General features: G+C 67.1%; 8 protein-coding genes. 4 read left to right on the plus strand and 4 right to left on the minus strand.

Annotation, left to right across the window (positions count from 1 at the left end; all coding sequences use genetic code 11):
* Nucleotides 1-241: 241 nt before the first annotated feature.
* The 3 genes from ACLP25_RS27440 to hypA are packed head-to-tail and all read right to left on the minus strand — an operon-like array spanning nucleotide 242 to nucleotide 2,204.
* Nucleotides 242-1,207, minus strand: coding sequence for a hypothetical protein (locus ACLP25_RS27440; protein ID WP_442472269.1), 966 nt, complete (start codon nucleotides 1,205-1,207; stop codon nucleotides 242-244).
* A 33-nt stretch (nucleotides 1,208-1,240) separates the two neighbouring features.
* Nucleotides 1,241-1,834 (minus strand): YdeI/OmpD-associated family protein, encoded by a 594-nt coding sequence (locus ACLP25_RS27445; protein ID WP_442472270.1) that lies wholly within the window; start codon nucleotides 1,832-1,834, stop codon nucleotides 1,241-1,243.
* A gap of 28 nt (nucleotides 1,835-1,862) precedes the next feature.
* Nucleotides 1,863-2,204 carry a hydrogenase maturation nickel metallochaperone HypA gene (gene hypA, locus ACLP25_RS27450; protein ID WP_442472271.1) on the minus strand — a complete coding sequence of 114 codons (342 nt, stop codon included), beginning with the start codon at nucleotides 2,202-2,204 and terminating at the stop codon, nucleotides 1,863-1,865.
* 247 nt (nucleotides 2,205-2,451) lie between these two features.
* Between hypA and rpe the strand changes: the two genes are divergently transcribed.
* Nucleotides 2,452-3,138 carry a ribulose-phosphate 3-epimerase gene (rpe, locus tag ACLP25_RS27455; protein WP_442472272.1) on the plus strand — a complete coding sequence of 229 codons (687 nt, stop codon included), beginning with the start codon at nucleotides 2,452-2,454 and terminating at the stop codon, nucleotides 3,136-3,138.
* A 43-nt stretch (nucleotides 3,139-3,181) separates the two neighbouring features.
* Here rpe and ACLP25_RS27460 read toward each other — a convergent pair whose 3' ends face one another.
* Nucleotides 3,182-3,571, minus strand: coding sequence for a response regulator (locus ACLP25_RS27460; protein WP_442472273.1), 390 nt, complete (start codon nucleotides 3,569-3,571; stop codon nucleotides 3,182-3,184).
* A gap of 472 nt (nucleotides 3,572-4,043) precedes the next feature.
* Here ACLP25_RS27460 and murC point away from each other — a divergent pair, with 472 nt between their 5' ends.
* The 3 genes from murC to ACLP25_RS27475 all read left to right on the plus strand — a co-directional run.
* Complete coding sequence (murC, locus tag ACLP25_RS27465; protein ID WP_442472274.1) at nucleotides 4,044-5,453, plus strand: UDP-N-acetylmuramate--L-alanine ligase; 1,410 nt, start codon at nucleotides 4,044-4,046, stop codon at nucleotides 5,451-5,453.
* A gap of 2 nt (nucleotides 5,454-5,455) precedes the next feature.
* Nucleotides 5,456-6,385, plus strand: a complete 930-nt coding sequence (murB, locus tag ACLP25_RS27470; protein WP_442472275.1) for a UDP-N-acetylmuramate dehydrogenase — start codon at nucleotides 5,456-5,458, stop codon at nucleotides 6,383-6,385.
* Between the two features lie 178 nt (nucleotides 6,386-6,563).
* On the plus strand, nucleotides 6,564-7,314 hold a 751-nt coding region (locus tag ACLP25_RS27475), incomplete at its 3' end, for a D-alanine--D-alanine ligase (RefSeq protein WP_442472276.1).

The following is a 7,314-nucleotide window of genomic DNA, read 5'->3' on the forward strand; positions in this document are numbered from 1 at the left end:
CGCTTCGCCCCTCGCGGGTCGCCGCGCATGACTCGGGGTCGGTGCGGTTCGCTACACCTTCACCGAAGAGGACTTTCACCTCATGCCTCCTGCCGGTCTCCCGGCGCTCCCGTCCACCTCATCAGCAGTGAGTCGGATATGACCCGTTCACCAAGCCCTCCGTAAGGGCCGCTCGTTGCGCATTCCGGCCGTCCAATTCCCCCTTTCAGCGGGATCAACGCCGCAGACCCGAGCCAGCGGCCTACCGCGGAATCCACACCTCTCCGCCCGAACCATCGAGAATCGTCGTGCGCCAGCGGCCGAGCCAGGACGCGCCGATCTGGGCGAAGGGCTCGGCGGACGCGGCGATCCCGACGCAGCCGACGTCGTCCTTGATCTCGATGAGCGGCGGCGGATAGGTCGCGGCGCGCGTCCCGTCGGCCGCGATCACGGCAAGGCCGGCCGCCTCGATTCGCCATCTCGGATAGGCGCGAACGCCCGCGCATCCCAGCGTCCCGGCGGAGGGCGCCGGACGCATGGCCACGCCGCGATCGCGCAGGGCGGTCAGCAGCGCCGCATTGCCCTGAAGGATTCCCGGATCGTCGACGTCGTCGAAACCGGTGTCGAGCTGCGCCGGGACCATCACGGGCCCGATCGCAAGCGCGATCACCGGCACGCCGTTCGAGGCCGGCGTCTCGCGGGGCGCGGGCCTGGTGCGTCCGCGCCACCCGACCTCGACAAGGCCGGTGGCCGTCAAGGAGGCCGGGTTGGGACTGTCCGTCCGGACGGTCATCGACGGCGGCGATTCGCCGTAAGAGAAGACGACCGCGAGGCTGCCCAGCAGATCGGTTCCGATGCGCCCGCGCTGTTTGCCCGCCGGCGCCCGGTACGCCCCCATGTCCTCCGCCCGAAAGGCGATCCGCGCGGGGCTGCAAAACGGAACTTTCCGGTCGACGCGCGAACCCGGAACGAGGCCGTAGCTCTTGGCGTCGACGGCGCTCAAAGTCGCCCCGGTGTCGATCAGGAACGCCCCGCGCCTGCCGCCGACGTCGAGCGTTGCGACCGGGGTTCCGCCGATGGAGACATCCAGCGGGAGGCGGACGTTTCCGCAGCTCGGCTGAGCGGCGATCTCCCCGGCGAGCGCGGCCAAACCCGCGACGCCGAGGACGAGCGCGGCCGCTGCGACGCGTCCAGCGTCCGCCCGTCTCCGACGGGAGCGGCGTTTCATCCGGCAGCAGTCGCGGCGAAGTCTGCGCGCCCCCTAATCATCCAATCCCTTTCCTTCGAGAATTTTCGCCACGCATTTCTCCACCCGGGACTCCCGGGTCTTGGATTGCTTGGGCGCCGTGAAAAAAAGAAGGTACGCGCGGCGCCGCCCTGGCGTCAGGGCGTCGAAAGCCGTTTTCAAGCCGGGAATTTTGTCCAGTTTGCCCTGAAACTCGTCGGGAGTTGGGTAGTCGGCGGTTTCCTTGAGAGCGACTATCAGACCCGCTTTTTCAATCTCAATCGCCTCACGAACATAGGTTTTCAAAGTCGCTTTCATCTCGACGACGTCCCGCACGCTGGCGAACCGAATCTGACGCGCCGCCTGTACGTTTTCCGTCTGCCTGATGAGAACGCGATCGTCGTCCCTCAACAGGGCGCCTTTGACAAACAGAATCGCGCAATAGTCCTTGAATCCGTGAATCAAGACAACGTTCTTGCTCTCGAATGTGTAACAGGGAACCCCCCACTTCAATTGCTCGGTCAGCCCGCAGGCAAGAATGATCGACCTCAGCTGCTCGAACTCTTCCCGCCACGTTTTCGAATTCCTGATATAGGCGTCAACCTTGGGGTTCGTTGTACTATTGGTCATCGTACGCCTCTCCGTCGAGGTGCATGCGTCAGTCAACCTCGATCTCGCGCACCCGCATCTCGTCCCCCGCCGTCATCTGGACATGGAAGCGTCCGCACTCCGGGCAGGGTCCGAACCGCTCGCCGAGTGGCACGGTCTTGCCGCAGTCCATGCACCAGCCCGCGCCGGGAGTGCGCGCGATCTCGAGCCTCGCTCCTTCGGCGATCGTCCCGGCCGAGACCGCCGAGAAGCAGAAGAGAAGTGCCTCGGGCTCGACGTGGCTGAGCGCCCCCACGTCGACAAACACTTTTCGCACGCGACTCGCGCCCTCGCGCTCAGCCGTCTCGACGGCGATCTCCACGATGCTCTCCGTCAAGGCCATTTCGTGCATCAATCCGTCCTTGAGCGTGACCCGCGATGCGGGTCGAAGAGGGGCGAGAAGCGCCGCATCGAGCCAAAGCCGCTCGCCTCGCGCCCGGGAATCGCGTCAAACACGGGGAGGCGATCGGCCCGGTCCCCATGGGGAGGAGATAGAGCCGCTCAGCGCCGCCGTCGAGGGGTTGTCCGGGGTCCGCTCATGCGGCTTGAAACGGCGCAAGAAGTCCGAGACAATCGACCATCGCCAAAGGGAACCCGCCATGAGCGCAACCGACCGGGCCGCGATCGTCGCGCCCTCGATTCTTTCCGCCGACTTCTCCAAGCTCGGCCAGGAGGTGCGCGACGTCTCCGCGGCCGGCGCCGACTGGATTCACCTCGACGTCATGGACGGTCATTTCGTGCCCAACATCACGTTCGGCCCCCCGTTGATCGCCGCGCTGCGCGAGCACACCGTGAAGCCATTCGACTGTCATTTGATGATCGAGCCCTGCGATCCCTATCTCGAGGCATTCGCGCAGGCCGGCGCCGACCATATCACGATCCACGCCGAAGCGACCCGCCACCTCGACCGGTCGCTGCACGCGATCCGGGACCTCGGCCGGAAGGCCGGCGTGGCGCTGAACCCGGCGACGCCGGAAAGCGCGATCGAATATGTGCTCGACCGGCTCGACCTGATCCTGGTGATGACGGTCAATCCGGGCTTCGGCGGGCAGAAATTCATCACCGCCACGATCGACAAGATCAGGCGCGTCAAGGCGATGATCGGCGGGCGAGACATCCGCATCGAGGTCGACGGCGGCATCGCGCCGGAGACGGCGCCGATCGTGGTCGAGGCGGGCGCCGACGTGCTGGTCGCCGGCTCCGCGGTGTTCCGCGGCGATCCCTCCGCCTACGCCGCCAACATCGGCGCCATCCGGACGAGCCTCGCGTCACGGCGGGCGGCTTGAGCCCCGCCCGGGAGCTCGCGTCCGGGTTGCGAGCGGATCGCGCTTAAGGCTGTATCAGATCGGCGATGGCCGCCGCCAGCGCGGCGCCGGAGACGGGCTTGCGGACCAGACTCACGCGACCGCCGACAAACTTTTCCAGGCCTTTCGCATTCGCGGCGCCGGTGTTGCCGGTCAGGATAATGGCGGGAACGCCAGGGATGCGCCGGAGCGCCTCGTTGAGGAATGCCACCCCGCTCATCTTCGGCATCGCGAGGTCTGATAGGATCACGTCGTACATGGCGCCGCCGTCGAGCGCCGCGAGCGCTACGGCGGCGCTTTCGGCGGCGTTGACCGCGAAGCCGAGGTCGCTGAGCTCCAGCGCCAGCAATTCGAGCAAGGGGCGCTCGTCGTCGACCACCAGGACCCGCAAAGGCTTGCCGGAGTCGGCGCCCATTCCGCCGGACGAAGACGGACTCAGCCCCGGTGGAAAACTCGATCTTGCCAGTGGCGATCTCCCGCTGCCACGCGGCGGCGTTCGCGCCCTGCAAGGCGAGACGAAGCCGGCCGCCAGCGCTCCGTCCCTGATCAGGGGCGCGCTGACGTATGCCCCGATCGAGCGAGCTGCGAAGCTGGCCTGCACTCCGGACGAACCGGTCCGCGAATCGGTCAAATGTCGTTGACGACGAGGGGCTCGCCCACGCCGAAGCCGCGGCGACACTTGGATCAGGCCGGGCCGGGGTCGCCAACTGGGAGACCGGAAAAGAGAATTAAGCGTCGACTGCCTTCTGTAAATCACAGAATTGGGAGGAGGCGTGCCGGCCCCTCGTCCTGGCGCCCCATTTCCCAAATCGCGCGACTTGGCCTATTCCCAGCGCCACAGGAATCGGGGCCTGGTCCCCGCTCCCAGGTCGGAGAGCGTGAAGAACATGAAGCTGCCGAAAGAGGTCGGCCCCATTCATTTCGTCGGCATCGGGGGCATCGGCATGTCGGGCATCGCCGAAGTCCTGATCAATCTCGGCCACACGGTCCAGGGTTCGGACGCCGCAGACAACGCCAACGTCAAGCGGCTGCGCGAGCGCGGGGCGAAGGTGTTCGTCGGCCACGACGCGGCCAATCTCGGCGACGCAGCGGTGGTCGTGGTCTCGACCGCGATCAAGCGCGACAATCCGGAGCTCCTTGCGGCGCGGGCCAAGCGCGTCCCGGTCGTCCGGCGCGCCGAGATGCTCGCCGAGCTCATGCGCCTGAAGAGCTGCGTCGCGGTCGCCGGCACCCATGGCAAGACCACGACCACCTCGCTGGTGGCGACGCTGCTCGACGCGGCCGGACTCGACCCGACGGTCATCAACGGCGGCATCATCAACGCCTACGGCACCAACGCGCGCCTCGGCGCCGGCGACTGGATGGTGGTCGAGGCCGACGAGAGCGACGGCACATTTCTCAAGCTGCCGGCGGACGTGGCGATCGTCACCAACATCGACCCCGAGCACCTCGACCATTTCAAGACCTTCGACGCGATCAAGGAGGCCTTTCTGGCCCTGATCGAGAACCTGCCGTTCTACGGCTTCGCCGTCATGTGTCTCGACCATCCGACCGTGCAGGAGCTGGTCGGCAAGATCGAGGACCGGAAGGTGCTCACCTACGGCGAGAACCCGCAGGCCGACATCCGCCTGCTCGACGTCGAGATGAGCGGCGGCGTCACCCGGTTCGCGGTGCTCATCCGCGAGCGCGCCACGGGCCGGGCGACCTATATCGACAATCTCGCCTTGCCGATGCCGGGGCGCCACAACGCCCTCAACGCCACCGCCGCGATCGCGGTCGCCCATCAGCTCGGCGCCTCGGTCGACGTCATCCGCAAAGCGATCGAAAACTTCGGCGGGGTCAAGCGGCGCTTCACCCGCACGGGGACATGGAACGGCGTCGCCATCTACGACGACTACGGTCACCATCCGGTCGAGATAGCCGCCGTGCTCAAGGCCGCGCGCGCTTCGACCTCGGGCAAGGTGATCGCGATCGTGCAGCCGCATCGCTTCAGCCGCCTCGCCTCCCTGTTCGACGCCTTCGCCACCTGTTTCAACGACGCCGATAGCGTCATCGTCGCCGACGTCTATCCGGCGGGCGAGGCGCCGATCGAAGGCGTGGACAAGGCGCACCTCGCCGCCGCTGTCGCCGCCCACGGCCATCGTCACGCGATTGCCCTGCCCGGGCCGGAAAAACTCGCGGCCGTGGTGCGCGAGCTGGCTTCGCCCGGCGACATCGTCGTCTTCCTCGGCGCGGGCACGGTGACCCAATGGGCCTACGCGCTGCCGGGCGAGCTCGCCGCGCTCGACAAGGCGTGACGATGGCGTTTCCCGACATCGTCGAGGATCTCCGCGCGCAAGCGCCGGAGGCGCGCGGGAAGCTTGCAGCCAACGCCCCGATCGCGGAGGCGACCTGGTTCCGGGTCGGCGGCCCGGCGCAGGTCCTGTACTCGCCGGCCGACGAGGACGACCTCGCCTACTTTCTTGGTCGTCTCCCGGCGGACGTCCCGGTGACCGTCGTCGGCCTCAGCTCGAACCTCATCGTGCGGGACGGCGGCGTCGAGGGCGTGGTTGTCCGCCTCGGCGGCCGCGCCTTCAACGCCATCGACGTCATGGAGGGTTCCCGGATCGTCGCGGGCGCCGCGGCGCCGGATCAGTTCGTCGCCAAGGCGGCGGCGACCGCTGGCGTCGACGGCCTCGCTTTCTTACGCGGCGTTCCGGGCTCGATCGGCGGCGCGCTGCGCATGAACGCCGGCGCCCATGGCGGCGAGATCAAGGACGTGCTCGTCGAGGCGCGCGGCGTCGACCGGGCGGGCGCGATCCGGGTCTTTTCCAACGCTGACATGGGCTATTCCTATCGGCTGAGCTCAGCGCCCAAGGACGCGATCTTTACCCGCGCGACGCTCCAGGGATATCCAGGCGACCCCGACGCGATCCTCGCCGAGATGGAGCGAATCACCCGCGCGAGGGAAGCGTCGCAACCAATCCGGGAAAAAACCGGCGGCTCGACCTTCAAGAACCCGCCGGGCGTCAAGGCCTGGGAACTGATCGACAAGGCCGGCTGCCGCGGGCTCGTCGTCGGGGACGCGCAGGTCTCGACCCTGCACTGCAATTTCCTGATCAACCGCGGCAACGCGACCGCAGCCGACATCGAGGCGCTCGGCGAAGAGGTGCGGCGGCGTGTGCGCGAGAGGTGCGGGGTGACGCTGGAATTGGAGATCAAGCGGATCGGCGTCCCGACGGCGACATGAGCTTGTCCCTTCACCCCGCTCGCGGGGCGACCGGGGCGCGCGGCCGGTGACGAGTCGCCGCTGTATTCCCAAGCGATTTTCGAGAGCGAATCAGCCGAGGTTAACGCCCCGTTAATCGCATCGCCTTAAGTCTGCCTTAACTGTGCCGTTTGGCGGATCGTTAGGGAATTGTCGCGCAATGAAACACGTCGCGGTCCTGATGGGCGGCTGGTCGGCTGAGCGTCCGGTGTCGCTGAATTCCGGCCGCCAATGCGCCGACGCGCTCGAGGCCTCGGGCTATCGCGTCACCCGCGTCGACGTCGACCGCTCGATCGCCGACACGCTCGCGCGCCTCAAACCCGACGTCGCCTTCAACGCCTTGCACGGCAAGGTCGGCGAGGACGGGACGATCCAGGGCGTGCTGGAGATCCTGGGCATCCCCTACACCCATTCGGGCGTGCTCGCCTCGGCGCTGGCGATGCAGAAGGACCTCGCCAAGACCGTCCTCGCCGCCGCCGGCGTGCCGGTCGCGCACAGTATCGTCATCGACCGCCACGAGGCGGCCCGCCGGCACGCGATCGAGCCGCCTTACGTGCTGAAGCCCGTGTGCGAGGGGTCGTCGTTCGGCGTCGTGATCGTCAAGGAGGACCGCGCCCACCCGCCACAGGAGGTCGGGCGCACCGACTGGCCCTACGGCGACGCGTTGCTTGCGGAAAAATTCGTCGACGGCAAGGAGCTGACCTGTGCGGTGATGGGCGACCGCGTGTTCGACATCATCGAGATCGAGGCGATTTCCGAAGCGTTCTACGGATATGACGCAAAGTACGCGAAAGGCGGATCTCGGCACATCCTTCCGGCAAATCTTAAACCGAATATTTACCATAAGGTCCAAGAGTTGACGCTCAGAGCGCATCGAGCGCTGGGGTGTCGGGGCGTGAGTCGCACCGACT

Origin of the sequence: Roseiarcus sp. (assembly GCF_052145395.1) — a bacterium.
Classification (GTDB): Bacteria; Pseudomonadota; Alphaproteobacteria; order Rhizobiales; family Beijerinckiaceae; genus Roseiarcus.

What these genes read in the sequence shown, in the direction of transcription:
- hypA (WP_442472271.1), bottom strand. Translation starts at nt 2,204, where the DNA reads ATGCACGAAATGGCCTTGACGGAGAGCATCGTGGAGATCGCCGTCGAG.
- ACLP25_RS27440 (WP_442472269.1), bottom strand. Translation starts at nt 1,207, where the DNA reads ATGAAACGCCGCTCCCGTCGGAGACGGGCGGACGCTGGACGCGTCGCA.
- ACLP25_RS27445 (WP_442472270.1), bottom strand. Translation starts at nt 1,834, where the DNA reads ATGACCAATAGTACAACGAACCCCAAGGTTGACGCCTATATCAGGAAT.
- murB (WP_442472275.1), top strand. Translation starts at nt 5,456, where the DNA reads ATGGCGTTTCCCGACATCGTCGAGGATCTCCGCGCGCAAGCGCCGGAG.
- rpe (WP_442472272.1), top strand. Translation starts at nt 2,452, where the DNA reads ATGAGCGCAACCGACCGGGCCGCGATCGTCGCGCCCTCGATTCTTTCC.
- ACLP25_RS27460 (WP_442472273.1), bottom strand. Translation starts at nt 3,571, where the DNA reads ATGGGCGCCGACTCCGGCAAGCCTTTGCGGGTCCTGGTGGTCGACGAC.
- murC (WP_442472274.1), top strand. Translation starts at nt 4,044, where the DNA reads ATGAAGCTGCCGAAAGAGGTCGGCCCCATTCATTTCGTCGGCATCGGG.